The 26,575-nt window shown below is 70.9% G+C and carries 20 protein-coding genes; 15 read left to right on the top strand and 5 right to left on the bottom strand.

Annotated features, from left to right (window positions below; genetic code table 11):
* Positions 1–43: 43 nt before the first annotated feature.
* From OO68_RS17235 to OO68_RS17210, 6 genes are all read left to right on the top strand, one after another.
* Positions 44–1,318, top strand: coding sequence for a helix-turn-helix domain-containing protein (locus OO68_RS17235; protein WP_500691360.1), 1,275 nt, complete (start codon positions 44–46; stop codon positions 1,316–1,318).
* 1,989 nt (positions 1,319–3,307) lie between these two features.
* Positions 3,308–4,483 carry a site-specific integrase gene (locus OO68_RS17230; RefSeq protein ID WP_245237010.1) on the top strand — a complete coding sequence of 392 codons (1,176 nt, stop codon included), beginning with the start codon at positions 3,308–3,310 and terminating at the stop codon, positions 4,481–4,483.
* Positions 4,484–4,521: 38 nt separating this feature from the next.
* Positions 4,522–4,947: an HNH endonuclease signature motif containing protein gene (locus OO68_RS48600; protein ID WP_157852727.1), complete on the top strand. Its 426-nt coding sequence runs from the start codon at positions 4,522–4,524 to the stop codon at positions 4,945–4,947.
* A gap of 13 nt (positions 4,948–4,960) precedes the next feature.
* Positions 4,961–6,271 (top strand): bifunctional 3-oxoadipate enol-lactonase/4-carboxymuconolactone decarboxylase PcaDC, encoded by a 1,311-nt coding sequence (pcaDC, locus tag OO68_RS17220; protein ID WP_033309242.1) that lies wholly within the window; start codon positions 4,961–4,963, stop codon positions 6,269–6,271.
* 34 nt (positions 6,272–6,305) lie between these two features.
* Positions 6,306–6,941 (top strand): MBL fold metallo-hydrolase, encoded by a 636-nt coding sequence (locus OO68_RS17215; RefSeq protein ID WP_033309241.1) that lies wholly within the window; start codon positions 6,306–6,308, stop codon positions 6,939–6,941.
* Between the two features lie 53 nt (positions 6,942–6,994).
* Complete coding sequence (locus tag OO68_RS17210; RefSeq protein ID WP_033309240.1) at positions 6,995–7,774, top strand: exodeoxyribonuclease III; 780 nt, start codon at positions 6,995–6,997, stop codon at positions 7,772–7,774.
* A gap of 7 nt (positions 7,775–7,781) precedes the next feature.
* On the opposite strand, the gene OO68_RS17205 is transcribed toward OO68_RS17210, so the two are convergent.
* Entirely contained in the window at positions 7,782–9,548 is a 1,767-nt protein-coding gene (locus tag OO68_RS17205; protein ID WP_033309239.1) for an SGNH/GDSL hydrolase family protein, read from the bottom strand.
* A gap of 221 nt (positions 9,549–9,769) precedes the next feature.
* Between OO68_RS17205 and OO68_RS17200 the strand changes: the two genes are divergently transcribed.
* Both OO68_RS17200 and OO68_RS17195 read left to right on the top strand, forming a co-directional pair.
* A complete protein-coding gene (locus OO68_RS17200; protein WP_033309238.1) occupies positions 9,770–10,177 on the top strand; it encodes a DUF6278 family protein in 408 nt (135 codons plus the stop codon).
* Positions 10,178–10,317: 140 nt separating this feature from the next.
* Positions 10,318–11,061, top strand: a complete 744-nt coding sequence (locus tag OO68_RS17195) for an amino acid ABC transporter ATP-binding protein (RefSeq protein ID WP_033309237.1) — start codon at positions 10,318–10,320, stop codon at positions 11,059–11,061.
* Positions 11,062–11,282: 221 nt separating this feature from the next.
* On the opposite strand, the gene OO68_RS17190 is transcribed toward OO68_RS17195, so the two are convergent.
* Together OO68_RS17190 and OO68_RS17185 are read right to left on the bottom strand one after the other, a co-directional pair.
* Positions 11,283–12,851, bottom strand: coding sequence for a CocE/NonD family hydrolase (locus OO68_RS17190; protein WP_033309236.1), 1,569 nt, complete (start codon positions 12,849–12,851; stop codon positions 11,283–11,285).
* A 116-nt stretch (positions 12,852–12,967) separates the two neighbouring features.
* The gene (locus tag OO68_RS17185) at positions 12,968–13,729 is read right to left on the bottom strand and encodes a hypothetical protein (RefSeq protein ID WP_033309235.1); all 762 of its coding nucleotides are present in this window, start codon (positions 13,727–13,729) and stop codon (positions 12,968–12,970) included.
* Positions 13,730–13,833: 104 nt separating this feature from the next.
* Here OO68_RS17185 and ggt point away from each other — a divergent pair, with 104 nt between their 5' ends.
* Positions 13,834–15,642 carry a gamma-glutamyltransferase gene (ggt, locus tag OO68_RS17180; RefSeq protein ID WP_033309234.1) on the top strand — a complete coding sequence of 603 codons (1,809 nt, stop codon included), beginning with the start codon at positions 13,834–13,836 and terminating at the stop codon, positions 15,640–15,642.
* A 50-nt stretch (positions 15,643–15,692) separates the two neighbouring features.
* Here the strand turns inward: ggt and OO68_RS17175 are convergent, their stop codons facing one another.
* Positions 15,693–18,224 (bottom strand): ATP-dependent Clp protease ATP-binding subunit, encoded by a 2,532-nt coding sequence (locus OO68_RS17175; protein WP_033309233.1) that lies wholly within the window; start codon positions 18,222–18,224, stop codon positions 15,693–15,695.
* 179 nt (positions 18,225–18,403) lie between these two features.
* On the bottom strand, positions 18,404–19,171 hold the full coding sequence (map, locus tag OO68_RS17170; RefSeq protein WP_033309232.1) for a type I methionyl aminopeptidase: 768 nt from the start codon (positions 19,169–19,171) through the stop codon (positions 18,404–18,406).
* Positions 19,172–19,203: 32 nt separating this feature from the next.
* Between map and OO68_RS17165 the strand changes: the two genes are divergently transcribed.
* The 6 genes from OO68_RS17165 to OO68_RS17140 all read left to right on the top strand — a co-directional run bounded on the left by OO68_RS17165 (position 19,204) and on the right by OO68_RS17140 (position 26,541).
* On the top strand, positions 19,204–19,455 hold the full coding sequence (locus tag OO68_RS17165; RefSeq protein ID WP_033309231.1) for a helix-turn-helix domain-containing protein: 252 nt from the start codon (positions 19,204–19,206) through the stop codon (positions 19,453–19,455).
* Between the two features lie 98 nt (positions 19,456–19,553).
* On the top strand, positions 19,554–21,653 hold the full coding sequence (locus tag OO68_RS17160; RefSeq protein ID WP_033309230.1) for a hypothetical protein: 2,100 nt from the start codon (positions 19,554–19,556) through the stop codon (positions 21,651–21,653).
* A 170-nt stretch (positions 21,654–21,823) separates the two neighbouring features.
* On the top strand, positions 21,824–22,666 hold the full coding sequence (locus OO68_RS17155) for a nitrilase-related carbon-nitrogen hydrolase (protein ID WP_033309229.1): 843 nt from the start codon (positions 21,824–21,826) through the stop codon (positions 22,664–22,666).
* Positions 22,663–23,949, top strand: a complete 1,287-nt coding sequence (locus OO68_RS17150; protein WP_033309228.1) for an aspartate aminotransferase family protein — start codon at positions 22,663–22,665, stop codon at positions 23,947–23,949. Before OO68_RS17155 ends, OO68_RS17150 begins: the two co-directional genes overlap by 4 nt.
* A 28-nt stretch (positions 23,950–23,977) precedes the next feature.
* Positions 23,978–25,543: a PucR family transcriptional regulator gene (locus tag OO68_RS17145; protein WP_033309227.1), complete on the top strand. Its 1,566-nt coding sequence runs from the start codon at positions 23,978–23,980 to the stop codon at positions 25,541–25,543.
* A 155-nt stretch (positions 25,544–25,698) separates the two neighbouring features.
* Positions 25,699–26,541, top strand: coding sequence for a nitrilase-related carbon-nitrogen hydrolase (locus OO68_RS17140; protein ID WP_031109741.1), 843 nt, complete (start codon positions 25,699–25,701; stop codon positions 26,539–26,541).
* Positions 26,542–26,575: the final 34 nt, after the last annotated feature.

Below are 26,575 nucleotides of genomic sequence, written 5' to 3'. Positions count from 1 at the left end.
GAAGGCCAACCCGCGAGCGTCGACCACGTTTGGGAGCAGGCGGATGATGGCACCGGACGGGATAGGGAACTTGCTGCGTACCCGCCGTGAGCAGGCCGGGCTGACCCGTGAAGAAGTGGTTCTCCGTATGGCCGAGGCTCTCGGCGAGGAGTTCGACCCGGAGAACCTGAAGCGATGGGAACTGGAAATACGGCTCCCAACGCAGCGCTACCACCGCAGTATTGAAGAGGTGCTGGGCATCCCCGCCACGGAGATCGTCAGCGCCAGGGCCATCTCGAAGGCGTACCGGCTGCAACAGAAGATGGCGATGAGGCACGACGGAGAGGAGGTGCCGCCCGTGAAGCGACGCGCATTCATCACCGGGACACTCGCGGTGGCCGGCACAGGAGCACTACCCGGACTCGCCGAGGCACACGAGGGCATCGACGCGGCCCTCTCCGGCTCCGGTGACGCCGCCGATATCACCTACCTGGAGTCGGTGTTCGAACGGAACACCGGAGGCTACCGAGGCCGCGACCCGCAACGGGTCCTCGGACAGATGCAAGACGACCTCAAGCTGCTCAGCGACGTCCTGGACCGGCCACACACGGCACGGGACCGGGCCGGGCTGGTGCGGACCGCCGCCGGCATCACCGGCCTCGTCGCGATCATCCAGCACGACCGCGGAGCCCACCAGGACGCCGGACGCTGGTTCACCACAGCCGCCCGAGCGGCGGGCGAGTCCGGTGACCGTCACATGCTCGCCTGGGTCCTGGCCCGCCACGCCATGGTCGGCCTGAACTATGGCGCTCCCGCCTCGGCCGCCCGCCTCGCCGCCCGTGCCCAGCGAGTAGCAGGCAGCACGCCGAGCGCGGCAGCCGCCCTCGCCTCCGCCGTGAGCGCGAGGGCCCTGGCCGCCATGGGTGACCGGGAAAACGCGCGCGGGGCCGTCGAGAAAACCCAGGACATGATCGAACGCCTGGACAGCACGGCCCTGGCGGACAACTGGTTCGGATATCCGGCCCAGAAGCACAGCGTCCACCTCTCACAGGCGTACACCCTGCTCGGCGACACCAGGTCCGCCCTGGCCGAACAGGAAGCCGCCCTCGCCCTCACCGACTCACCCTCCGTCATGACGCGAGCCCTCCTGGCACTCGACCTTGCCCAATGCCTGCGCATCGACAAGGACCCCCAAGGCGCCGCCGACATGGCGACCGACGTGTGGAACGAGCTCCCCACCGGGTTCCGTACCGGGCTGGTACAAACCCGGGCCGAGGCGCTGCGCAACGCTCTCACCGGTCGGCCGCGTGCCCAGCTCACCGAGGTCCTCAGTTTCTGAAGCTCCGGGTCGTGCTCCCTCGCTGCCGTGGTCCCACGGTCGCCGGGCCAAGCAGGCGCCGCGTGCGTACGCCAGAAGACTGCTCCATGTAGGGGAGGCCGAGATACCGCAGCCACCGCATGCCGGTGCCTGAGGCGGAGTTGTCCGTTGACAGCGAGCCCAGTCCGGTCAACGCCTCCGGCCTGCGCAGACTGGGCTCGCTGTCAAAGCCCGTCGTGCTGAACAGGTGGCTCAGACAGGGCTGACCTGGGACGACTCGGTTGGATGGCAAGGATCGTCGCCGACTGGGTTCGATGACAGCGGACAGCATTCGCCCACGGCAGACGAGAAAGAGCCCCGAAGGACTGGAACCTGCTCCGGGACCATGTCAACGTACAACGTCCCGGAAAGCACCAGGTCAGCAAAGGGGTTCGGGCTTCCGGGCAAACCAACAGACAGGTCGGCTGTGACGGCAGCCGGCACACCTCATGCTGCCCGGCCTCATCGCAGAGGCCCCGACCCAAGGAGTACCACCTGTCGAATGCGGCTCTCCGACCCGCCCGTTTCTAAACTCCCTTCCGCTTGGCACTTGGCACCTGAACGTGTGGACCGCGCAGGAGCGAGAGGGCTGCGAGGCGCTCTTCGCGACACACCGCGGAGCCGCACCCTGGACCCGCAACCTCGACCGGCCCGACCGGCCCCTGGCGCTCGTGACGGCCAGTGGGACCCCGGGCCTCTGGTAGTACCGGCTGGTCCCTTGCGTTTCGTCCGCTAGGAAGGGTCCGTGAACTTGCGGGCGCACAACATAGACCACGATCGCCGGTTAGCCAAACCGGGGATCGTGAAGACCATTGAGGGTGTTCGCAGCGGCTGTGCTTGGCGGTGGAGCCGTAGCGGACGCAGTAGGTAGTGCCGCAAAGACACCAGGAGGTAATGAGCGGCTCCCACCACCTGCTGTCCTGAAATCCGCAGCGCCCGTTCGCTGAAAGACAGCGATGCTTCCGCCGAGTCGGCGTGGAATCTGGCGTTGTTGATCCCGCTCTGTCGCCCAGTGCGCTTCCTGGCAAGGAACACGCAACCGGCTCCGATACTCCGAGCCGGATAACCCGAGTCACAGCAGTCGCTGCGCGGGGCGTCTCCAGGGCGGCGGATTCGCCCTCGGCAGACGAGAAATAGCCCCCAAGGACTGGAACCTGCTCCGAGACCATGTCAACCTACAACGTCCGGGAAAATACCAGGTCAGCAAGGGGATCAGGTCTCCGGGTCGACCAACAGACAGGTCGGCCATGACGGCAGCCGGTACATCAGCTCACGCTCCTCGGCCTTCTCGCCGAGGGCCCCGATCCAAGGAGTCCCACCTGCCGAAGGCCACTCTCCGACTTACTCGTTGCACCCTTCCCAACGGCCTGGCGCCAGGAACGCGCGGACCGCACAGTGAGAGAACTACGTGCCGTCTCCAAGTCGTTGCCTCTCTGCGTGTATGTAGGCGGGCTGTTCGGCGAGGACTTGCAGCAAAGGCGGCTACCGCCGGGGTCGAGGAACCTCGCCCACATGGCGGCACGCCCTGGAGCCGCAACCCGAACACGTCGCCGGGACCGCTGTTGCTCCCGAGCGCGTCGTGGCAGGCAAACCTCGACCGGCTCACCGCGATGGGCTCCCCGGTGCCAGTGACGGACGGCGCGACGCCCCGTCTCCGGTCGTACTGGCTGGTCTCCTGAACTTCGTCCACTAACGAGATTGCCTGTGCGGGCGCGGAACATAGACCACGATGGCCGGTTGGCCAAACAGGCGATTGTGATGACCATTTGAGGGCATTCTCATGCGGCTGCGCTTGGCGGTGGAGCAGTGGCGGATGCAGTAAATGGCGCCGCAAACCCGTAGAGAACGGCACCGTCTGATGGTGCCTTGAGGCTGCGGCGTACCTTCCCTGAAGCGTTGCGGCCCTCCGTCAATGTGGAATTTTCACGGCCTTAAGGAGAGTGAGTAACCCTGTCCGACCCGATCAAGAAGTTGCCGCCGAACACGAAGGGGCAGATCCGGTACCGGTTCGTAGTCGATATAGGCATCGACCCCACCACCGGGAAGCGCAAGCAGCTAACTCGTACATTCGGCACGCTGAAGGAAGCGAAGGCCGAGTATGCCCGCATCACCAACCGTCACCAGGAAGGGACGCTCGCACCGCCAAATAAGCTCACCGTGAATGAGTGGCTCGACCAGTGGCTGGCCATGAAGGCTGACGACTTGGAAGAAACCACAATTTACAACTACCGCATCACCCTGGACCGGGTGCGGGGGAAGTTGGGCAACATCCGTCTTCAGGAACTCACCGAAGAGGACGTAGAAGGGTGGATGCACTGGGCTCTGAAGCACGGGCGCGTACGCGGTGGAAAGGCCGGCACTCCGCTCGGAGTGACCAGCGTGGACATGAGCCTTGCTCGGCTGAAGGACGCTCTGAACCGAGCCGTGACGCGTCGGCTGGTGCCCATAAATGTCGCCCAGCACGTGACCATTCCGCGCAGAGCACGCAAGGAAGAGAGGAAGAACAAGCAGGAGGTGAAGCCCTGGAACGTCCTGGAGGTTCAGACGTTCGTCCGTGGCGTCAGCGAAGAACGGCTCTACGCCCCGCTCCTGCTGTCCCTCATGGGTCTACGTCCGGCTGAAGTCTGCGGACTCCGGTGGGAAGACGTCGACCTGGACAACGCCACGATCACCATAGCCAACACACGGACGATGATGGGCAATCGGTACGTGGTGGAGAAGGACACCAAGTCCCTGGCCGGTGAACGGGACCTTCCGTTGCCGGCTCCGGTGCTGGCTGCTCTCAAGTCGTTCAAGGCCCTCCAGGCCAAGGAGAAGCTGGCCCTGGGTGAGGCATACGCAGAGTCCGGCTACGTCCTGGTGCACGAGACCGGAGCAGCCTTCACGATCAAGCAGCTCCGTCGACGCGCGTATCGGCTCATGGAAATCCTCGGTCTCCGCCGAGTCCGTCTCTACGACGCTCGTTCGTCGTGCCTCACGTTTCTGGCCAACAACGGCGTGCCGGATCACATCCTTGCGCGGTGGGCCGGACACACGAATGTGAAGACTACCAAGAAGTGGTACGTGAAGCCGGACGTCGAAGACCTTCGCGAAGCCGCCACAACGTGGGATGGCCTGCACGGTGCTGCGACGGAGGGGCAAGCGTGAGCCGGGCGGCCTACCGACCGAGCGACCTGCCCAGCTGCATGGCAGCCAAGATCGAGGTGGACCCGGAGACCGGCTGCTGGCTGTGGACCGGTAGCTGCAACGAGGGGCAGTCGGGCTACGGCCAGGTCTCCTACGAGGGAGAGGCACAGCTCGTCCACCGTGTGGTGTTCAGGTTGCTGGTCGGTGATATTCCCGAGGGCTTCCAGGTGCGTCATGCCGATGCTTGGGGACGGCACTTTACGCTTTGCTGCAACCCGGACCACCTGGAAGCCGTGCCGAAGAAGGAAGCTCTGCGGCGCAGGGACTGGGAGAGCGCGCGAGCCAGGAGGACGCACCGTCCCCACGGCCACGCTGGAGAACTCGTATCTGGATCCTCGAGGGTTCCGGCAGTGCCGGATGTGCCGCGCCGAGGGGATCAAGAGCCGGCGGGTTCCCCGGGCTCTGTGAGATTTCGTGAGACGTGAGAGGGTCTGAGGCGTGAGTGAGACACCGTCGAACACCCTGCAATACCGCTTTGACGGGCCAGAAGAGGCTCCCGTCCTGATCTTGGGCCCCTCCCTGGGTACCACATGGCACATGTGGGACCGCCAGATCCCCGAGCTGACCAAGCAGTGGCGCGTCTTCCGGTTCGACCTGCCCGGCCACGGCGGCGCTCCCGCGTACCCGGCGGGATCCGTGAGTGACCTCACCACGCGGCTGCTGGCCACCCTCGAAGGGCTCGGCGTGCAGCGCTTCGGCTACGCGGGCTGCGCGCTCGGCGGCGCCGTCGGCATCGAGCTGGCCCTGCGCCACCCGGAGCGGCTCGCCTCGCTCGCGCTGATCGCCGCCTCGCCCCGCTTCGGCACGGCCGACGAGTTCCGGCAGCGGGGCGTGATCGTCCGCACCAACGGCCTCGACCCGATCGCCCGCAGCGCGCCCGAGCGATGGTTCACCGGCGGGTTCGCCGCAGCGCAGCCCGCGATCACCGAGTGGGCCGTGCAGATGGTGCGCACCACCGACCCCGGCTGCTACATCGCCTCCTGCGAGGCGCTCGCCTCCTTCGACGTGCGTCCCGAGCTCGGGCGGGTCGGCGTACCGACCCTGGTCCTGGTCGGATCGGACGACCAGGTCACCGGCCCGGCCGAGGCCCGCACGCTGGTCGCCGGTATCCCGGACGCCCGCCTCGCCGTCGTCCCCGGCGCCTCCCATCTGGTCCCGGTGGAGCAGCCCGGGGCGGTCACCGACCTGCTGGTGCGGCACTTCTCCACCGCCTGGCAGCCCGTCTTCGAGACCTCCACCGGCCAGACCGCCCTGCCCGCGGCCGCCCTCAAGCCGGTCCTGTCTCCCGCCCCGCCGCAGCCCCTGCAAACGGGGCCCGTCGCCGAGATCGCCCCGCTCGCCGCCGTACCGCCGCAGGCCCAGGGCCGGCCCGACCCGTACGACGCCGGGATCAAGGTCCGCCGCGAGGTGCTGGGCGACGCGCACGTTGACCGGGCGCTCGCCCAGGCCGACGAGTTCTCCGGGGACTTCCAGGAGTTCATCACCCGCTACGCCTGGGGCGAGATCTGGGACCGCCCCGGCCTCGACCGGCGCACCCGCAGCTGCGTCACCCTCACCGCCCTGATCGCCGGCGGCCACCTGGACGAGCTGGCCTTCCACACCAGAGCCGCCCTGCGCAACGGCCTCACCCCGGGGGAGATCAAGGAAGTGCTGCTCCAGGCGGCCGTCTACTGCGGCGTCCCGGCCGCGAACAGCGCGTTCAAGGTGGCCCAGCAGGTCATCCGCGAGGAGACCACGCCCCAGGAGTGAGTCCGCGCGACGAGCGCGGAGGCAGGATGGATTCATGAAGCTCACGAAGAAGTCGCACGCCTGCGTCCGTCTGGAGAAGGACGGCCGGACCCTCGTCCTCGACCCCGGCGCCTTCACCGAGGAGGACGCCGCGCTCGGCGCCGACGCGATCCTCGTCACCCACGAGCACCCCGACCACTTCGACGAGTCCCGGCTGCGCGCCGCGATGGAGAGCAACCCGGCGGCCGAGATCTGGACCCTGCGGTCGGTCGCGGAGAAGATCTCCTCCGCCTTCCCCGGCCGCGTCCACACCGTCGGCCACGGCGACACCTTCGCCGCTGCCGGCTTCGACGTCCAGGTCCACGGCGAACTCCACGCCGTGATCCACCCGGACATCCCGCGCATCACCAACGTCGGCTACCTCGTCGACGGCGGCACGGTCTTCCACCCCGGCGACGCCCTCACCGTCCCCGACCACCCGGTGGAGACGCTGATGCTCCCCGTCATGGCCCCCTGGAGCAAGATCTCCGAGGTCATCGACTACGTCCGCGAGGTGAAGCCGCAGCGCGCCTACGACATCCACGACGCCCTCCTCACCGACCTGGCCCGCCCGATCTACGACCGGCAGATCGGGCAGCTCGGCGGTGCGCAGCACCTGCGGCTGACGCCGGGGGAGTCCGCCGAGGTCTGAGGCCGCGAAGGGACCGGACCGCGTTGTCAGACCCTCCGGGTAGGTTGTGGGGCATGCGCATCGCGACCTGGAACGTGAACTCGATCACCGCCCGCCTGCCGAGGCTCCTGGCCTGGCTGGAGAGCAGCGGCACGGACGTGCTGTGCCTCCAGGAGGCCAAGGTCACCGAGGAGCAGTTCCCCTCGGAGCAACTGCGCGAGCTGGGCTATGAGTCGGCGGTCCACGCGACCGGCCGGTGGAACGGCGTGGCGGTGCTCTCCCGCGTCGGCATCGAGGACGTCGTCAAGGGCGTGCCCGGCGACCCCGGGTTCGACGGCTCGGTGGAGCCCCGCGCCATCTCGGCGACCTGCGGCCCGCTGCGCGTCTGGTCGGTCTACGTGCCGAACGGCCGTGAGGTCGACCACCCGCACTACGCCTACAAGCTCCAGTGGTTCGAGGCCCTCAAGGCCGCCGTCGCCGGTGACGCGGCGGGCAGCCGCCCCTTCGCGGTGATGGGCGACTACAACGTGGCGCCGACGGACGACGACGTCTTCGACCCCGCCTTCTTCGAGGGCTCGACCCACGTCACCCCCGCCGAGCGCGCCGCGCTGGCCTCCCTGCGCGAGGCGGGCCTGTCCGACGTGGTTCCGCGGCCCCTCAAGTACGACCAGCCGTTCACGTACTGGGACTACCGCCAGCTCTCCTTCCCGAAGAACCGCGGCATGCGCATCGACCTGGTGTACGCCAACGCGCCCTTCGCGAAGGCCGTCAGCGACGCGTACGTGGACCGCGAGGAGCGCAAGGGCAAGGGCGCCTCGGACCACGCCCCCGTGGTCGTGGACCTGGACGTTTAAGACGCTTCTAGGGCCGCAGTAGCCGCAGGTCGACCGAGTCCGCCAGGGCCGCCAGCCCCGCGTCGCCCGGGTGCAGACGGTCCCCGCTGTCGTACGCGGGGAGCATCCGGGACGGCCGCTGCGGATCGCGGACCACCGCGTCGAAGTCGAGCACGCCGTCGAAGGCCTCGCCGCCGCGGATCCACGCGTTCACCGCGACCCGCTCGGCGTCGACGGCGGCGGTGCACCGCGCCTCGCCCTCGCAGGGCAGGACCGTCGCAGCGAGCATCCGCAGCCCCCGGGCGTGCCCGCGGGCCGCCAGCTCGCGCAGTCCGGCGATCACCGCCTCCGCCGACGTGCCCCACCGCAGATCGTTGACGCCCTCGAAGACGACGGCCGTACGCGCCGACGGCTGGGCGAGGACGTCCCGGTCGAAGCGGTGCAGGGCGCTCACCCCGGCCGTGTCCGTGGACACCCCGTCGCCGGAGTACCGGTCGGTGACCACGCGGTTGCCCGAGATCCCGAGGTTCAGCACGCCGTAGCGCGGGACGGTGCTCTGCTTCAGCAGCCGGCCGGCCAGGACGTTCGGCCAGCGCCGGTTCGCGTCCACCGTGGACTTGTCGCCGTCGGTGATCGAGTCCCCGAGCAGCACCACGGAGCCGGGACCGCCGCTCACGTCGACCCCGGCGAGCAGCGGCCAGCGGGTGATCACCGAGGTGTACGCCCCGGCGGCGGCGTCCGCCGCGTGGTCGCCGGGCTCGCTGACGTACGAGCGCTGCTGGGCGAGCCCGTGCACCGGCGCGGCCGTCACGGTCCCGGGCAGGTGGAAGCTCACCAGCAGATCGGCGTCCGCCGGCACGGAGAAGCCGAGCGGATCGCTGTACGCCTGGCCCCCGGCCGGGATCGCCACGCCCGCCGCACCGCCGAACGACAGCGCCACCGGGGTGCCCCGGGCGGCCGCGCCCGACGCCCGCACCGCGACCGTCGCGCTCCCGATCCGCACCGGAGCGGCCGCGAAGGTGTTGTCGAACCGCACCCGCACCCGGGGCCCTCCGGAGGACGTGTGCACGACCAGCCGCAGCGTCCGGTCCGTCCAGGGGCCCACGGCGGCGTAGCCTCCCGTGGCCGTGGTCCAGCTGCCCGTCCAGCCCTGCGGAGCGGTCCGCACCGACACCGCGAAGACGTGCAGACCGGCCGCGATCGGCAGCCGTACCGACCTCACCGCGCGCCCCGGCACCAGCGGCACCGTCACGACGTACAGGCGGGCCGGCTCGGCGAGTTGGCCGCCGGGCGTGTTGATGTGCGGCAGGGCCACCGCCTTGGTCGCGAGCGGCCCGGTACGCCAGTCGGGCGCGGTCAGCCGGTACCCGGAGCGGGTGCCGTTCGCGTAGGTGACCGCGCCCCGGCCGCCCACCTCCGTGCCGACGGTGCCCGCCACCAGGAAGGCCAGGGCGTCCCCGCGCCCGGTGACCCGCACGTCCTGCCCGGCGGCGCGGACGTTGTCCGGTTCGCCGGGCCCGCGCTTCGGCCAGGTCAGCCGGGCGCCCTGCACGGTGAGCGCGCGGCCCGGCGTCCATCCCGCTGCCGTGAGGTCCCGTGCCGAAAGTGAGGCACCGGAGCCGTCGAAGTCGGCTTCGCCGGGCCGGCTGTCGTCGCTGACCGCCACGTTGTCGAACAGTCGCTCCAGCGGCACCGGCGCCGCCCGCCCCCGCTCGGCGGCCTGCGCCGACACGGCCGGCACCAGCGACCCGCACAGGGTCAGAACGACCAGGATCCCCCGGACACATCGGCGCACGGCCGACTCCTCCCGCTCATCGACACACGACGCAACAGACGAAACGCAGAGACGAAAACCGAAGAGACAACGACGGCCGGGACACAAGACGCACGGTGAAGTTAGGGAGACGGGAGTGACCCGTCAACGCGCGCTGCGTGAACTCGGCCTGAACTCGTCCGGGATCGGCGGACCCGCGCGCCCTGTGGTGCGTACGGCGGTACGAATGACACGCTGGGAGTATGAACATCCCTTTCCTGGGCAACCGGCGCCAGAAGGTCGGGTTCCCCGACCCCGCAGGCATCGCGGAACTCCTCGCCGAGTGCGAACTGCTCCGCTCCCAGGCGTACCGGGAGGGCGTCCGGCTGGACGACTCGGCGGCCTCCCTGGAGGCGCTCGACCAGCTCGTACCGCGCTGGTGGGACGACGAGGAGACGCTGCACTGGCTCGGCAACGACGCCGGTCTCTACCTCGGCACCGTCATCGTGCGCACGGTGCCGGGAGCCGCCTGGGAGATCCGGTCCGACGGACAACCGGTCGTACGACTGGCCTCCGGCCGGGAGTTCGACGTCGTCGACTCCGGTCACGAGTGGGCGGTGAACGGGGTCCCCGAGCTGTCGCAGCTGTACGCCGAAGTCGCGGAGTCGTGAGCCCCATGACCGCAACCTTTGGCCCAAAGTTCGACGTAAATACGGCTAATGATCGAAAAGTGCGTGTCGCCCGACAAGTTCGATCTTGCCTGGATACGTTGCGGCAACCACCACACAGCTGAGAGTGAGTAGGGCTGAGTATGGCCGTCGAGCCGCTGATCGAGCTGCGTGACGTCAACAAGCACTTCGGGGAGCTGCATGTCCTGCAGGACATCAACCTCACCGTCGGCCGGGGGGAGGTCGTCGTGGTCATCGGCCCGTCGGGGTCGGGAAAGTCCACCCTCTGCCGGGCGGTCAACCGGCTGGAGACCATCGAATCCGGAGAGATCGTCCTCGACGGGCAGCCGCTGCCGGAGGAGGGCAAGCCCCTGGCCCGGCTGCGCGCGGACGTCGGCATGGTCTTCCAGTCGTTCAACCTCTTCGCCCACAAGACCGTCCTCCAGAACGTCTCCCTGGGGCAGGTCAAGGTCCGCGGGCGCCGGAAGGAGGACGCCGACAAGCGCTCCCGTGAACTCCTCGACCGGGTCGGCGTCGCCGACCAGGCGGACAAGTACCCGGCACAGCTCTCCGGCGGTCAGCAGCAGCGCGTGGCCATCGCCCGCGCCCTGGCCATGGAGCCCAAGGCGATGCTCTTCGACGAGCCGACCTCGGCCCTCGACCCGGAGATGATCAACGAGGTGCTGGAGGTCATGAAGCAACTGGCCCGCGACGGCATGACCATGATCGTCGTCACGCACGAGATGGGCTTCGCCCGCTCGGCCGCCAACCGGGTCGTCTTCATGTCCGACGGCCGGATCGTCGAGGACCGCAGCCCCGACGAATTCTTCACCAACCCGAGCAGTGACCGCGCCAAGGACTTCCTCTCCAAGATCCTCAAGCACTGAACGGGCAGGCACCGGACGGCTCATCGGATCGGACCTCGACTACGATGTGCCCTTCATCCCTGTCGGAGAGGGGGACTTCGCCGAAGACCGCCGACCCGCCGGGGGTGAGCAGACCGCCCGCCCGGTCCGCGGGGCACTTCCCACCGGGTACGCCCCCACGGCCCGAAGGCCACGGGGGCGGCGGTTCACATCGGCCAGGCCCGTCCGGCGGCAGCCGGAGATCACTGCTCGCGCAGCGGAACCGACACGTACGACGGGTCGTTCGCCGGTGAGGAGAAGGTCAGCTGCGCGCCGGACGGGTTGTGCTCGATGTAGAGCGGGTCGACCGTGTCGACGACCAGGGCGAGGCGATGCCCGGCCGGGACGTCATAGGCCGTGGAGTACAGCTCCAGGTCGACGCCGAACGGCTTTCCGGGGGTACGCCCGTGGAAGGTGTACGGCGCGTGGGTGACCAGCTTGCCGAGGCCGAGCGGCCCCACGTCGTACAGGTAGGCGACGAGGGTGCCGCTCTCCTTGGTCGGGGTGAGCGTCGTGTGCAACGTGGTCGTCCCGCGCACCTGTTGGGCCGTGGCCGACTTCTCCGACTGCCACACGGCCGCCCAGCGGCGGGGGAGCAGCGGGATCGAGGCCATGGGCGGCAGCCGGGCCACCTGGTCGAGGATGCTGGACAGGAAGACGACACCGCCGTCCGCCCCGGAGTTCACGTTCGCGCGGATCGTCTTCGAGCCCCCGAGGGCGATCTTCCGTTCCGTCGCGCCGGCCGACTTCCAGTCCGGGTAGCCCTCGTAGCCGCCCGTGGAGCGGGACTTGAGCTGGACGGGCTGCTCGCGGTCGATGCCGTTGTCCTCGCCCCGGAGGTAGTGGTCGAACCAGCGCTCGGTGTCCTTCCACACGTCGTTGGGCAGTCCGAACAGGCCGGTCAGTTCGGCCGTCGCGTGGTCGCCGGGCCGCATCTCCAGGCGCTTCGGTCCGGTCAGCTTCTCGTAGAAGTCGGCGTACTGGTTGGGCGGGAAGACGCTGTCGCCCCAGGCGTTGGCGAGCATGATCGCCGCGCCGTTCTCGTTGATCCGGTCGACGTACATCGCGGCGGAGCGTTTCTTCCCCCAGGCGATGAGTTCCGGCTCCTTCGCCAGGTTGGAGCCGTAGAAGTCGTCGAACGTCTGCCGCAGTTCCGCGCTCTGGCGACCCGTCACCACGCTCGCGCCGTCCAGCAGGGCCGCGGCCTGGAGATGCTGGGTGCGCCCGGAGTAGATGGAGCCGATCAGGTCGGCCCAGCCGCTGAGCGAGGCGACCGCCCTGACCCGCTTGTCGTGCGCGGCGGTGAGCAGGCTGATGCCCGCGCCGTAGGAGACGCCCGCCATGCCGACGTGCCCGGGGTCGGCGGGGGTGTGGGTGAGCGCCCAGTCGATGACCTTCGACGCGTCGGCGACGTCGGGTGGGCCCGCCACTTCTATCTCGCCGCCCGACTGCCAGAACCCGCGCACGTTGTACGTGACCACGACGTACCCGGAGTCGGCGAGCTTCTGCGCCTGGGCCAGGTACTCGACCTGGGGCAGGCCCCAGCTCGTGGGCATGACGAGCAGCGGGTGGCGGTCGGTGCCGCGGGAGCCGGCCGGGGTCACGACGTTGGCCTTGAGGACGGTGCCGCCGTCGCCCGCGATGTCGACGAAGCGGACGGGGTTCGGCGCCGCCTGGGCGGTGGGGGCGAATCCGAGGGCGGTACCGGCGACCAGGGTCGCCGAGACGGCGCCTACGGCGGTGGTGCGCAGGGCCTTGCGGTGGGGTCCCACGGGTCACTCCTCACTCGTGTCAGTGCAAAGTGACCGAACGGTAACCTCGACCTCTTACCAGGGGTAACCCGTCGGTAAGTTACGTGCCAGTAACGATTGTTGAGCAGCGGAGGACTTCAGGAGGCGCGGTGTGTATTGCGTGGAGCCGTCGCCGCGGCGGGCAGTGCGGTCTGCGCCGCCCGGGTCACGTCATCCACCAGTTCGACGACGTCCGGGCCGTACGCCTGCGAGTTGATCACCTTGAGCAGCAGCACGAACGATCCGGTGCCGTACTTGCGGGTCAGACGCTCGTGGTTGCGGGCGAGGTAGCGCGTGGTCGCCTGGTTGGTGATCGAGGTCTGGCCGCAGAAGAGGAACACGGGACGGGTGTTCTGGCTGCGCTGCGCCGTGACCCGGGCGAGCAGTGCGTACTCCTCCCTGCCGTTCTCCACGCGGTAGCGCTCGGAGCCGACCTGGAACGCGCCCCGGTCCGGGCCCGGTTCGGAGTCGACGTTCACCCGCACGCCCGGCAGCAGGGAGGACAGATGGGCCGCCATCCGGCGGTTGGACGCCGGGCCGCCGACGCAGAACTCGGTGCGCTCCCCGAAGCCCTGGCGTGCCGTGTCGTGCGGGAGTATCTGGGCGTGGGCGTTGCAGTCCTTGATCAGCGCGGCGAGTTCGAGCAGGGCGAACACGTCGTAGCGCATCACCGAGAGTTCGGGGCCCGTGGCGCCCCGGTTCACCACCAGCAGAGACTCGGAGTTGTCCGGAAGCCCGAAGAACGCCTGCTTCCGGCGGAGCTTGCGCCGCCACAGGTAGGTGCGGGCCACCCAGCCGAGCGCGGCACTGATACCCGCCGCGACCACACCCAGAACGATGTTGCGCACGTCGTCATTCATGGGCGCGCATGGTAGCGGGCCCGACGCACCGGTGTTCGACGCCTGCCTGACGCGGCCATGGCGATGAATTAAGCTGCGCGGACGGCCTTTGACTGGAGGTGCGGATGCGTCGCCCTGTCGCACGGAATCTGACGGTCCTGGCGGTTTCGGCCGCCGTGGTGGTGTCGGTGGGAGCGGCGGCGCCACCACCCGCCGCGCAGAGCACCGGCGGTGGGAAAACCCCGCTGGCCGTCGGCTACGGTGGCGCCGTCTCCAGCGTCGACCCCGATGCCTCCGCCGCCGGGATCGAGGTCCTCAGGAACGGCGGCAACGCCGTCGACGCGGCCGTCGCCACGGCCGCCGCGCTCGGCGTCACCGAGCCCTACTCCGCCGGCGTCGGCGGGGGCGGCTACTTCGTGTACTACGACGCCAAGTCCCGCACGGTACGCACCATCGACGGCCGCGAGACCGCCCCGCTGACCGCCGACAAGAACCTGTTCACCGAGAACGGCAAGCCCCTGGCCTTCGCCGACGTCGTCAGCAGCGGCCTGAGCGTCGGCACCCCGGGCACGCCCGCCACCTGGCAGACGGCTCTCGACCGGTGGGGCAGCAAGCGGCTCGTGAGTGTCCTGAAGCCGGCCGAGCGGCTGGCGCGCGACGGTTTCACCGTCGACGAGACCTTCCGCTCGCAGACGGCGTCCAACGAGACCCGCTTCCGTTACTTCCCGGACACCGCCGAGCTGTTCCTCCCGGGCGGCGAACTCCCCGTCGTCGGCTCCACCTTCAAGAACCCCGACCTCGCCCGTACGTACGCGGAGCTGGGGCGCAAGGGCGTCGACGCGCTCTACCACGGACGGCTCGGCCGGGACATCGTCGACACCGTCAACAAGCCGCCGGTGGACCCCGCCTCCGGCTGGAACGCCCGGCCCGGCGACCTGTCCGCCAAGGACCTGGCCGCCTACCGCACCAAGGTCCAGGCGCCCACCAGGACCTCGTACCGGGGCCTCGGCGTCTACTCCATGGCGCCGTCCTCCTCCGGAGGCACGACGGTCGGGGAGGCGCTCAACATCCTGGAGCGGACGGATCTGTCCAAGGCGGGCAAGGCGAAGTACCTGCACCGGTTCATCGAGGCCAGCCGGATTGCCTTCGCCGACCGGGGCCGGTGGGTGGGCGACCCCGCCTTCGAGGACGTGCCGACGGAGGAACTGCTGTCGCAGCGGTTCGCCGACTCGCGCGAGTGCCTCATCAAGGACGACGCGGTGCTCACGAGTCCGGTGGCGCCCGGCGATCCGCGTCATCCGCAGCGGTGTGATTCCGGCGGCACTGCGGCTCCCACGACGTACGAGGGTGACAGCACCACACACCTGACCGTGGCCGACAAGTGGGGCAACGTCGTCGCCTACACCCTCACCATCGAGCAGACCGGCGGCAGCGGCATCACCGTCCCCGGGCGGGGGTTCATCCTCAACAACGAGCTGACGGACTTCTCCTTCGCCCCGGCGAATCCGGCCGTGCACGACCCGAACCTGCCGGGGCCGGGCAAGCGGCCGCGGTCGTCGATGTCGCCGACGATCGTGCTGGACCGGCACCACCAGCCCGTGGTGGCGCTGGGGTCACCGGGCGGTGCGACGATCATCACGACCGTGCTGCAGACGCTCACCGGGTTCGTCGACCGGGGGCTGCCGCTGGTCGACGCGATCGCGGCGCCGCGGGCCAGTCAGCGGAATGCTGCGCAGACCGAGCTGGAGCCGGGGCTGTACGACAATGCCGGTTTGAGGAAGCAGCTCGAAGCGATCGGGCACTCCTTCAAGGTCAACCCGGAGATCGGTGCCGCTACGGGTGTTCAGCGGCTGCCGGGCGGGAAGTGGCTGGCAGCCGCTGAGACCGTGCGGCGGGGTGGGGGGTCGGCGATGGTGGTGCGGCCTGTGCGGTGAGTGCCCGTCCGCGGGGGTGTGGGGGCTGAGCGCGCAGTTCCCCGCGCCCCTCAAGGCGAGGCTGAACCCTGCGTCTGAAAGATCAGGTGACCGTCCTCCACATCCACCGTCACCTGGCCGTTCTCCGAGACACTGCCGTCCAGCAGCAGGCGTGACAGCTCGTTGTCCACCTCGCGCTGGATGGTGCGGCGGAGCGGGCGGGCGCCGTACTCCGGCTGGTAGCCGCGGTCGGCCAGCCATTCCACCGCGCGGTCGGTGAAGGTCACCGTGACGCCCTTGCCCCGCACGAGGGAACGGGTGCGGTCCAGCAGGAGGTTGGTGATACGGCGCAGCTGCTCCGTGGTGAGCTGGCGGAAGACGACGATCTCGTCGATGCGGTTGAGGAACTCGGGGCGGAAGTGCTCGCGCAGGGGCCGCAGGATCTGTTCGCGGCGGGCCTCCTCGTCCGCGTCGGCGCCGCCCGCGGCGAAGCCTGTCGTGGCGCCCCGGCGGGTGATCGCCTCGGAGCCGAGGTTGCTCGTCATCACGATGACCGTGTTGCTGAAGTCCACCGTGCGGCCCTGGGAGTCGGTCAGCCGGCCGTCGTCGAGGACCTGGAGCAGGATGTTGAAGACGTCCGGGTGGGCCTTCTCCACCTCGTCCAGCAGCAGCAGCGAGTACGGGTGGCGGCGTACCACCTCGGTGAGCTGGCCCGCCTCCTCGTGGCCCACGTAGCCGGGCGGGGCGCCGATCAGCCTGCTGACGGTGTGGCGCTCCTGGTACTCGCTCATGTCGAGCCGGACCATGCGGTCCTCGCTGCCGAACAGCGCCTCGGCGAGCGCCCGGGCCAGTTCGGTCTTGCCGACGCCCGTCGGGCCGAGGAACAGGAAGCTGCCGATCGGGCGGTCGGGGGCCGCCAGTCCGGCGCGGGAGCGCAGCACCGCGTCCGAGACGACCCGCACGGCCTCGTCCTGGCCGACCACCCGCTGGTGCAGGTGCTCCTCCAGGCCCAGCAGGCGGTCCTTCTCCTCCTGGGTGAGGCTGCTGACCGGGATGCCCGTCTGCCGGGACACCACCTCGGCGATCGACTCGGCCCCGACCACCAGGTCCTGGCCCTCGTCGACCTCGCCGTCGCCCCCGGCCTCGGTGATCCGCTGCTTCAGCTCCACGATCCGGTCGCGCAACTGGGTGGCCTGCTCGTAACTCTCGTCCGCGACGGCCTGGTCCTTGTCCCGGGTCAGCTGCTCCAGCTCCCGTTCCATGGACCGGACGTCCGTGCCCTTGGTCCGGGCCCGCAGCCGCACCCGGGCACCGGCCTGGTCGATGAGGTCGATGGCCTTGTCGGGCAGGCGGCGGTCGGTGAGATAGCGGTCGGACAGCTCCACGGCCGCGACCAGGGCCTCGTCGGTGTAGCGGACCTGGTGGTGCGCCTCGTAGCGGTCCTGGAGGCCGCGCAGGATCTCGATCGCGTCCGCTGCCGTGGGCTCGGGCACCATGATCGGCTGGAAGCGGCGGGCCAGCGCCGCGTCCTTCTCGATCCGGCGGTACTCCTCCAGCGTGGTGGCGCCGACGATGTGCAGCTCCCCCCGGGCGAGGGCCGGCTTGAGGATGTTGCCGGCGTCCATCGAGCTGCCGTCCCCGCCGCCGGAACCGGCGCCCACGACCGTGTGCAGCTCGTCGATGAAGATGATCAACTGGTCGGAGTGGGCGCGGATCTCGCCCACGATGTTGTTCATCCGCTCCTCGAAGTCACCCCGGTAGCGGGTGCCCGCGACCACGCCCGTGAGGTCCAGGGCGACCACGCGGCGCCCGATCAGCACGTCGGGCACGTCCGCCTCGGAGATGCGCTGCGCGAGCCCCTCCACGATGGCCGTCTTGCCGACTCCCGCGTCACCGATCAGCACCGGGTTGTTCTTGCCGCGCCGGGAGAGGACCTCGACGGTCTGCTCGATCTCCTGGTCCCGGCCGATCACCGGGTCGATCCGGCCCTGCCGGGCCAGCTCGGTGAGGTCACGGCCGTACTTGTCGAGCGTCGGCGTGTTCGTCGGGCGCGGACGCTCGGACGGGGGGACCTCCGGCGCCTCGGGCGGTTCGGAGGGGGCGAAGCGGGCCGCGTTGAGGATGTGCCCGGCGGCTGAGTCGGGGTTCGACGCCAGGGCGCTCAGCACGTGCTCCGGGCCGATGTAGCCGTAGCCGCGGGCCCGGGCCATGTCGTGCGCGTCCAGCAGGGCCCGCTTGGCGGCCGGGGTGAGGGAGAGCGCGGTCGGCGGCGGGGCGTCGTCCGGCGTGTGCTGGGCCGGGCCCGAGCGGTCGTCGATCTGCGACGCCAGTGAGTCGGGGTTCGCACCGGCCTTGCTGAGCAGGGTGCGCGTGGGCTCGGTGGCGAGCGCCGCCCGCAGCAGATGCTGCGTGTCGAGGTCCCGGCTGCCGTGCTCGGCGGCGTACTGCGCGGCGCCGCGCACGAGCTCCCGGGCCGGCTGGCTGAGCAGCCGGCCGAGATCGATCTGCCGGGGACCGGGACGCGGTCCGCCGAAGAAGCGTGCGAGGAATTCTCCGAAGGGATCCGAGCCGTAGCCCTCCGGGCTGGTGAAGCCGCTGCTCATGGGCCTTCCGTTCCCGGCGTCCCCGGCGCGCGGGCGGGGGACGCCCTCGCTGGTCGACGTGCCGGGGTCGGGTAACCCGGGTGGCAGCCGGTTACACCTGGGGCGCGCTCGTAGAACACCTTCGCACGATCGTCGGCGAGGGGCACCTTCGGGATGTATCCGAACAATTCCGGCGGAGGTCAGCGTGCGGTCAGGATCCGCGGTCCCGAGTCCGTGATCGCCACCGTGTGCTCGGCGTGGGCCGCCCGGGAGCCGTCGTTCGTCTTCAGGGTCCAGCCGTCGGGGGCCGCGTGGAAGTCGTCCGTGCCGCCCGCGACGACCATGGGTTCGATGGCCAGCACCATGCCGTGCCGCAGCCGCATGCCGCGCCCGGGGCGGCCCTCGTTCGGCACCCCGGGGTCCTCGTGCATGCGGCGGCCGATGCCGTGGCCGCCGAAGCCGTCCGGGATGCCGTATCCGGCGCCCCGGCACACCGTGCCGATCGCGTGGGCGATGTCGCCGATGCGGTTGCCGACGACGGCCGCCTCGATCCCGGCCGCCAGGGCCCTCTCGGCGGTCTCGATCAGACGGAGGTCCGCCGCGCGCGGGGTGCCCACGACGAAGCTGAGCGCGGAGTCGCCGACCCAGCCGCCCAGTTCGGCGCCGAAGTCGATCGAGACGAGGTCGCCGTCGCGCAGGCGGTAGCGGCCCGGGATGCCGTGCACGATCGCGTCGTTGACCGAGACGCAGAGGACGGCGGGGAAGGGGGTCGGCGCGAAGGACGGGCGGTACCCCAGGAAGGGTGAGGTCGCGCCCGCCTCGCGCAGTACGGCGTGCGCCACCTCGTCCAGTTCCAGCAGGGACACGCCCACGGAGGCGGCCTGCCGGGCGGCCGTCAGCGCCCGGGCGACGACCTGGCCCGCCTCGTACATCGCGTCGATAGAAGTGTCTGTCTTGAGCTCCACCATGCCAATTACTATACCGGTATTAGAATGGGCCCATGGTGCGCACCCCTCTCACCCCCGAAGAGCGCGAACGCGGCGAGCGGCTCGGCAAGTTGCTGCGTGAGGCGCGCGGCGGCCGGAGTATGACGGAGATCGCGGCGAGCGCGGGCATCTCCGCGGAGACCCTCCGGAAGATCGAGACCGGGCGGGCCCCGACGCCGGCCTTTTTCACAGTCGCCGCGCTGGCCGGCGTGCTCGGGCTGTCCATGGACGAACTGGCCGGACAGTGCGTGCCGGTGCCCCTCTGAGGCTCCTGCGCCGCGCGTGAAAACTCCCCGTAGCACGCCCGTAACACGACTGGTGTTGCCTACGGGGCGGAGTGCTCCGGTCTCACGGGAGTTGAGCGATGGCGGCGGATCAACTCCCGGCAGAAGTCGGGGAGTTCGCGACCTACCTGGACGGTCTGCTGGCACGTCTGGACGCGTCCGGCGGCTGGTGCGCGGTGTTCTGGCAGCGCGACCCGGAGGGCATGCGGGCCTGCCTCGACGGGCGCGAGGTGCCGCCCTGGGACGTGGTCGAGGCCCTGCTGCGGGATCTTGCCGGGCAGTACGGCCCTGGAGGTGCCGGCCCGGAGACGGACCGGGCCCGCGCCCTGCACGCCGCGGCGCTCGCCGCGTACGACGGCCGGCCCGGGGGCCGCGACGCCCTCGGTGACCGCCTCGACGTCATGCTCCGCGAACAGAAGTACGCCGCCGAACGCCAGGCCGCCCTGGCCCGCCACCTGACCTCGGCCACGACCCGCGAGCAGGCGGACGCCCTGCGTCTTGACCTGGCCTGGGCCCGGGACGACCACGAACGGGCCACGGCGCGCTGCGCGGAACTCCGGGCGCGGATGGCCCACCTGGACCGACGCGACCAGGGGTTCCTCCCGGCACCGAGCGCGTGGGGGGACCCCGCCGGACCGTCCGCGACTGGTGACGATGGTGGGTACGAGCCCGCGGGCCCGTGGGCGGGGACCGGTGCCGCCGGCCGACATGGTGCCGGAGGCCTGGAAGCCGGGCGGCGCACCCCGACGGGCCGGCCTGCCCAGGGGGAAGCCGCCGGGGCCGCTGCCCGGCCCGGCGCGTCGCCGGCCCGCGCCCCGGCCGGAGCCGACGCCGCGGGCCGGTATGACGCCGTGGGCCAGGAGGCCGGGCGGCACGCCCCGCAGCACCCCGCGAACCGGACCGCCCCCGGGGAAGCCGACGGGGCCGATGCTCTCCCTGCCCCTGACCCGGCCGTGGCCGATGTCGCAGGCCACTACGACGCCGTAGGCCGAGGGGCCGGGCGGCGCGCCCCGCGGTATCTCGCGGGCCGGACTGCTCCGGGGGAGGCGACCGGGGCCGTGGCCGACGCCGTCGGCCACTACGACGCCGTAAGCCGAGAGCCCCGGCGGAACACCCCGCAGTACCTCCCGGGCCGGACCGCCCCGGGGGAGGTCCAGGGGCCCGGCGTGCTCCCCGCCCAGGCCGGGGCAGACACAGGCGTTCCGGCCGTCGGAGCGCACGGCGTGCTGGGCCCAGGCCCGGCGGCCCGGCCGCACGCCCCGCAGCAGCCCGCGAGCCTGACCACCCCCGGGGAAGCCGCTGCACCCGGTACGTCCGGCGGGTTCACCGCTTGGGGCGCAGCCCCAGCCGCCCCCGGCGCGTTCGGCACCCCCGCCGCCGACTCCGCCTCCGGCGCTCCCGAATCCCCACCCGCCGACCCCACTCCGGCTACCCCCAAAACGCGCAGACGACGGCGCGGCAGTGCTCGTTTCGCCGGGATGGTGGACGAGGGTGCCGCGGCCGTCGTCGTGCCGCCGGCCGCCTTGGTGCCGGACCTGGCCGCGCCCGCCCCCACGGCCCCCGGCCGCACTCCACGCGGTGCGCGCTTCGCGGGGGCCGCCGAGGAGGCGGTGGTGGAACCGGCGGCACCGGAGGCCGGCCCGTCCGGGGACGCGGAGCCGGCCGAGGTCGGGCGGACCGTCGACCTGCTGGCCCGGCTGCGGCGCGACGGGCGCAGCGGGGAGGCGCACGCGTTGCTGACCGAGGTGGCCGCGTGGGAGCCCGCCCGGTTTCCGCTGCTCGCGGAGCGCCTGCACCGCGCCGGCCTGGACGCCGACTGGCAGACCCTGCTGTGGGAAGCCGCCTCGCTGCCCGCCGGGCGACTGGTCGCCGCCGCCGACGCGCTGGTCGAGGCGGGGCGGGCGGAGGACGGGCGGCAGATGCTGCGGCAGGGGATCGCACGGCCGCCCGGCGAGGTCGGGGACGCCGTCCTCGGCCTGACCACCGAGGGGCGCCACCGCGAGGTGCGCGTGCTGCTCGACGCGTACGTGAGGGCCCGGACCCCCGAGGAAGCCGCCCGCAGCGCCGCACCCGACCCGCGGCGCCTCGTGCCGCTCCTCCTGGAGGCCGCCCGGGGTGTGTCGGACGAGCGCAGCTGGGATCTCGTGCACGCCCTGCGGGTCGCTGGATTCTCCGCCTGACCGGCGACGTCGCACCCGGGGCGACTCACCCACAGGAGTGCGAATCGCGCAATGCCCCGCGGGTTGGCGACGATGGTCTTGGCAACCCCGTGCCAGAGGCTTACGTTCGTGGCTCTACGGCCCGCTTCTACGGGCGTAGAGGCGCAGACGTCGCGTCGAAGGAGCAGCTCATGGCCAACGTCGTACGTGCCGCCCTGGTCCAGGCCACCTGGACCGGCGACACCGAGTCCATGGTGGCGAAACACGAGGAGCACGCCCGCGAGGCGGCCCGCCGGGGCGCGAAGATCATCGGTTTCCAGGAAGTCTTCAACAGCCCCTACTTCTGTCAGGTCGAGGAGCCGGAGCACTACCGCTGGGCCGAGCCCGTCCCCGACGGGCCGACCGTGCGGCGGATGCGGGCGCTCGCGCGCGAGACCGGCATGGTGATCGTCGCGCCGGTGTTCGAGGCGGAACAGCCCGGCTTCTACTACAACACCGCGGCCGTGATCGACTCCGACGGCACCTACCTCGGCAAGTACCGCAAGCACCACATCCCGCAGCTCAAGGGCTTCCGCGAGAAGTTCTACTTCAAGCCCGGGAACCTGGGCTGGCCCGTCTTCGACACGGCCGTCGGCAAGGTCGGCGTCTACATCTGCTACGACCGCCACTTCCCGGAGGGCTGGCGCCAACTGGGCCTGGCCGGCGCCCAGCTGGTCTACAACCCCTCGGCCACCCACCGGAGCCTGTCCTCCCACCTGTGGCGGCTGGAGCAGCCCGCGGCCGCCGTCGCCAACGGGTACTACATCGCCGCGATCAACCGCGTGGGGCAGGAGGAGTACGGGGACAACGACTTCTACGGCACGAGCTACTTCGTCGACCCGCGTGGGCAGTTCGTGGGGGACGTCGCCAGCGACAGCGAGGAGGAGCTCGTGATCCGGGAGCTGGACATCGACCTGATCGAAGAAGTGCGGCAGACGTGGGCCTTCTACCGCGACCGCCGTCCCGACGCCTACGAAGGGCTGGTGCAGCCGTGACCAACGACCTCCTGGGCCGCCATCGGGCCGTGCTCCCGGACTGGCTGGCCCTCTACTACGAGGAGCCCCTGGAGATCACCCACGGCGAGGGCCGCCACGTCTGGGACGCGCGGGGCAACCGGTACCTCGACTTCTTCGGCGGCATCCTCACCACCATGACGGCGCACGCGCTGCCCGAGGTGACCAAGGCGGTGAGCGAGCAGGCCGGGCGGATCATCCACTCCTCGACCCTCTACCTCAACCGCCCGATGGTCGAACTGGCCGAGCGCATCGCCCAGTTGAGCGGCATCCCGGACGCCCGCGTCTTCTTCACCACGTCCGGCACCGAGGCCAACGACACCGCCCTGCTGCTGGCCACCGCCTACCGGCGCAGCAACACCATCCTGGCCATGCGGAACAGCTACCACGGCCGCTCCTTCAGCGCCGTCGGCATCACCGGCAACAGCGGCTGGTCGCCGACCTCGCTCTCCCCGCTCCAGACGCTGTACGTGCACGGCGGCGTGCGCACCCGCGGCCCGTTCGCCTCGCTCAGCGACGACGCCTTCATCGCGGCCTGCGTCGACGACCTGAAGGACCTGCTCGGCCACACCCGCCCGCCGGCCGCGCTGATCGCCGAACCCGTCCAGGGCGTCGGCGGCTTCACCGCCCCACCGGACGGGCTCTACGCCGCCTTCCGCGAGGTGCTGCACGAGCGCGGCATCCTGTGGATCGCCGACGAGGTGCAGACCGGCTGGGGCCGCACCGGCGAGCATTTCTGGGGCTGGCAGGCCCACGGCCGCAACGGGCCGCCCGACATCATGACCTTCGCCAAGGGCATCGGCAACGGCATGTCCATCGGCGGGGTCGTCGCCCGCTCCGAGATCATGAACTGCCTGGACTCCAACAGCATCTCCACCTTCGGCGGCACCCAGATCACCATGGCGGCGGGCCTCGCCAACCTCACCTACCTGCTGGAACACGACCTCCAGGGCAACGCCCGGCGCGTCGGCGGCCTGCTCATCGAACGGCTGCGGGCGGTCGCCGCGCACGTTCCGGCCGTACGGGAGGTACGCGGCCGCGGCCTGATGATCGGCATCGAGATCACGAAACCGGGGACCGACGAGGCCGATCCGCAGACCGCGGCGGCCGTCCTGGAGGCGGCCCGCGAGGGCGGCCTGCTGATCGGAAAGGGCGGCGGGCACGACACCAGTGCGCTGCGCGTCGCACCGCCGCTGTCCCTCAACGTCGCGGAGGCCGAGGAGGGCGCCGCGATCCTCGAGAACGCTCTGCGGAGCATCCCGTAGCAGTGCACTGAGCAAGGGGCCCGCCATCATGACCATCACCCTGGATTCCCTGGAGCCCGCCCTGTCGGTCCGGCAGGTCCTCACCCTGGAACGGGTGCTCGCCGGGGAGCCCGAGGTGGTGGCCGGCGCGAGCCACCTCGACCGGCCGGTGCGCTGGGTGCACGTCGCCGAGGCCGCCGACGTCGGTGTGATGCTCAGCGGCGGCGAGATGGTCCTCACCACCGGCGTGCTGCTCGCCGGCGACGAGGACAAGCAGGCCGAGTACGTCCGGTCGCTGCACCGGGCGGAGGCCGCCGCCGTCGTCCTCGGACTCGGCCGCGCCTTCCCCGCGGCGCCGGACGTGATGCGCCGGGCCGCCGAGCGGTGCGGACTGCCGATGGTCGTCCTGCACCGGCCCTTCCCTTTCGCCGAACTGACCGAGGAGGTCCAGTCGCGGCTCGTGCGCCGCAAGTTCGCCGCCGTCAGCCTCTCCGAGGCCGTCCGCACCGAACTCACCGCCCTCATCACCGCCGGCGCCCCGCTGCAACGCCTGCTCGACGAGGTCGCCCGGCACAGCGCCTGCCCGGTCGTCGTCACCAACCTCGCCCACCGCGTCCTCGGCACGGCGGGGGAGCGGCCCGCGGTGGACGACGTGCTGCGCGACTGGGAGCGCATCGCCCGGCAGGCCGGCGGCGTCGAGGGCGACGGCTGGATCCGGGCCGAACTGGGCGGGCGCGGGGAGCGCTGGGGCCGGATCGTGCTGTGCGGCTACCGGGGCGACACCGCCACCGGACGGCTGCTGGCCGACCGCGCCGCCGAGGCCCTCGTCCTGCACCGCATGCTCGCCGGCGGCGCCGCCTGCTCCTGGGAGGAGCAGTCCGCGCAGAGTCTGCTGACCGACCTGGTCAGCGGCGTCGTACCGGCACGGCAACTGCTGCCCCGGGCCCGTGCGGCCGGGCTGCCGGTCAACCGGCGCACCTTCGTACCGCTGGTCGTCCGCGACGGCGACCCCGCCCGCCTCGAACGCCTCCTGCGGCTGCTGGGCCTGCCCGGGCTGGTCGCCGAACTGGCCGACGGGGCGACCGCCGTGCTGCTCAGCCTGCCCCGGGACCAGGACGCGGGTGCCCTCGCCGCGCACTTCGCGGCACGGCTGCGGACCGAGACGGGCCCGGACCACACCGTCGTGGCCGCGGCCGAAGCCCGCGCCGCCTGGGACGACGTACCCACCGGACTGCGCGAGGCCCAGCACGTCGCGGACGCCGTGGCCGACTCCTCCGCCGTCCTCGACCTCCCGCCGGTCGTGCGCCTCAAGGACGTCCACCTGCGGGGCCTGATCCGGCTGCTGCGCGACGACCCGCACGTGCAGTCCTTCGCGGAGCGGGAGCTGGACGGGCTGCTGCGCGAGAGTGACGAGGACCTGCTGTCGGTGCTGCGCACCTACCTCGCCACCGGCCGCAACAAGTCCCGCACCGCCCAGCTCCACCACGTCTCCCGGCCGGCCCTCTACCGCCGCCTGGAGGCGATACAGGTCCGCCTCGGGGTGGACCTCGACGACTTCGAGCAGGCTGCCTCGGTGCACATCGCTCTCCTCGCGCACGACGCGCAACAGCAGTGAAACACCCGACCACCTGGGAAAACGGCGGTGAAACATGGGACCCCGAAAGAGTGACACGGTGGCACGCCGCACGCCCTTTGACGTGACACGCTGCACCTCAAAGACGCCCTCCGCCCTCCCTAGGCTCACGGCACACCGAGCGACCGGAGGTCCCGATGAGCCGAGTGATCCGCGCCGCCGTCTTCCAGACCGCCTGGACGGGCGACAAGGAATCGATGATCCAGGTCCACGAGCAGGCGGCCCGCGACGCGGCCGCGCAGGGCGCTCAAGTCCTGTGCTTCCAGGAACTGTTCTACGGCCCGTACTTCTGCCAGGTCCAGGACCCGGCCTTCTACGAGTACGCCGAGCAGATCCCCGAGGGCCCGATCGTGCGCCGCTTCCAGGCCCTCGCCAAGGAACTCGGCATCGTCCTGGTGCTGCCGATGTACGAGGAGGAGCAGCCCGGCGTCCTCTACAACACCGCCGCCGTGATCGACGCGGACGGCTCCTACCTCGGCAAGTACCGCAAGACGCACATCCCGCAAGTGCGGGGCTTCTGGGAGAAGTTCTACTTCCGCCCGGGCAACAGCGGCTGGCCCGTCTTCGACACCAAGGTCGGCCGGGTCGGCGTGTACATCTGCTACGACCGCCACTTCCCCGAGGGCTGGCGCGCCCTGGGCCTCGCGGGCGCCGAGATCGTCTTCAACCCGTCGGCCACCTCCCGCGGCCTGTCCGGCTACCTCTGGCAGCTGGAGCAGCCGGCGGCGGCCGTGGCCAACGAGTACTTCGTCGGCGCGATCAACCGGGTCGGCGTCGAGGAGTACGGCGACAACGACTTCTACGGCACCTCGTACTTCGTGGACCCGGAGGCCCAGTTCGTCGGCGAGGTGGCGAGCGACAAGGAGCCCGAACTGGTCGTCCGCGACCTGGACATGGCCAAACTCCGCGAGGTCCGCGACCGCTGGCAGTTCTACAGGGACCGCGCACCCGGCGCGTACGGACCACTGACAGCACCTTAGGACGCCCTCAGGGGCGCGGGGAACTGCGCGAGCA

The organism is Streptomyces iakyrus (assembly GCF_000717055.1).
GTDB lineage: Bacteria > Actinomycetota > Actinomycetes > Streptomycetales > Streptomycetaceae > Streptomyces > Streptomyces iakyrus.
Note: the sequence above shows the minus strand (reverse complement) of the source record. Positions and strands in the feature narration are given on the sequence as shown.